This is a genomic window from Mesorhizobium sp. M7A.F.Ca.CA.004.04.2.1, from assembly GCF_004022825.1.
Lineage (GTDB): Bacteria > Pseudomonadota > Alphaproteobacteria > Rhizobiales > Rhizobiaceae > Mesorhizobium.
This window is the reverse complement of sequence record NZ_RZPH01001112.1, coordinates 1-1,888: the sequence shown is the minus strand read 5'-3', so window position 1 is coordinate 1,888 and position 1,888 is coordinate 1. Positions and strand designations below refer to the sequence as shown.

Here is a 1,888-nt window from a genome sequence, read left to right as displayed (position 1 = left end):
ACCCGATCCCGCGGGCGAAGCCGCAATCCGCGGCCGACGCATCCAGCCGGCTTGAAATGTCTTCGAGCCGGCTCTCCAGGCCGCGGATTGCGGCTTCGCCCGCGGGATCGGGTACACGCGTTTCCATACGCTTGGCGAGCGCCGTAAAGCGGGCATCGATGGCGTCCATGATGCCGGCGCTGTCGATCTGCGGCATGCGCTGGTCCAGCCTGTCGGCAACCTCATCCAGCCTGCGTTCGAGATCGCGGAACAGCATGTTGCCCTGTTCGATGGCGTCACCCTGGCGGCGTTCCATCATGCTCGACAGCACGTCGAAGCGCTGCTCCAGCCCATGGAAGATGTAGTCGGCGTCAGGCATGGCTGGTGCCTGGTCGATCTTGTCAGCGATGAGTGCAATCTGCTTGGCCAGGCGCTCCATCGCCTGCTCCGGCAGATTGGCGCGGCCGGCGAGTTCGTCAACCCGGCCCGACAGCGTGCTTAACCGGTCCATGACCGCGTTGCCTGGACGATCCTGCGCCACTTCCTCGATCTGGCTGGCAAGTGAGTCGATCCGCCTCTCGATGCGCTCGAAAGCCTCGTGGTCGAATGAATTGGCTTGCGCGGCGACCGTGGATGCGACGATGGCGCGGGAAATCTCGTCCAGCCGCTCGTCGATCATGCCAAGCGTGTCGCTGCCGCGATTGTCCTGCTGGCTGGCCAAATGGTCGACGGCACCGGCAAGCGTGCGCACCTTCTCCTCCAACGAGCGCAGCGACAACGATTCCGGCAAATTGTTGACGGCATTGCTGATCTGCTCCAGCCGGGCGGTCAGAGCAGACAGGCCCGGGTCGTCCGAGCGCTTGCGCTGGTCGGCGTCGACGCGGTCTTCGAACGCCGTCCACCGGCGATCGAAATCGTCCCAGCGGCGGTCGACCTTCTGCACGCTCTCTTCGCGTGCCAGCGTTTCGAGTGCGGCTTTGACCTGTTCGAGTTCGAGCCGCAGCATGTTGACGCTTCTGTCGTCGCTCTTCTCGGCCAGTGTCTGGATGGCGCCCGAAAGCCGCTCGAACTCAAGGCCGAGTTCAGCACTGCCCTTGGCCGAAGCACCGGGCCTTGCCCCTGACTGGAAAGCCCGCTCGATGTCCTTGCGCAGCGCTTCGAATTCCCGCTGCAGGCCTGCGGTCATCTGGTGGCGCAATTCCTCGCGCATGCCGCGCAATTCGCCGGCGATCTTGCCGACCATGGCAACGCCGTCCTCCTGGCCGCGCACGCGATCAATGTCGCGGGCAATGGCCTGATAGTTCTGCTCGAAAGCGGCGGCTCCCTGAATCGGGCTCTTCGGTCGCGACGCGGGCTGCGGGTCCTCGTACCAGCGCTGCTGGCCAGCGGGCCGGGCCGCGGGATAGCGCGCATCGGCACCATATTGGCGTGGATCGGGTTGGCGGAGTTCGGGACGTGCCACCGGATCCTCGCGCGTCCGCTCCAGCCGCTGCTCCAGTGTCTCCAGCGACTGGTTCAACTGCTCGAGCGTGGTCTGCGGCCTGCGCTGCCTGCCGGCATTGAGTGTGTCGAGATAGGACCGCTTGCTGTTCATCGGTGCGTCCGTCTTTCAGAATGGCTGGCTCGCGGCCAGTTCCCCCAGGTCCCTATCGGAACGAAGGCGACCGGCGGCGATGCCGCGGCGGAAGACGAGCTTCCCGGGCTCTCGCCCGCGCTCCGAAAAACCGTGAAAAATTCGATACAGGATAAACACGGGTAGCCGACGCGCCCACATTTCCCCCAACGTGGTAAACAACGCGTTAACCAAACTTAAGAAATTGAAAGGATGCCGGCTGCCGGCCTGACGGTGCGGCATAAAGGGCGGCGCGCAGAACGCCCTTGCGTCATCATGCGGCAATCGGTATAGAAT

At 64.3% G+C, this 1,888-nt stretch carries 1 protein-coding gene and 1 pseudogene; both read right to left on the bottom strand.

Annotated features, from left to right (window positions below; translation table 11 throughout):
- Positions 1-1,573 (bottom strand): annotated as a pseudogene (locus EN893_RS31865) (peptidoglycan-binding protein); the annotation flags it as partial.
- 15 nt (positions 1,574-1,588) lie between these two features.
- Positions 1,589-1,888: hypothetical protein (locus EN893_RS38805; RefSeq protein ID WP_206640212.1), on the bottom strand; the 300-nt coding region annotated here is incomplete at its 5' end.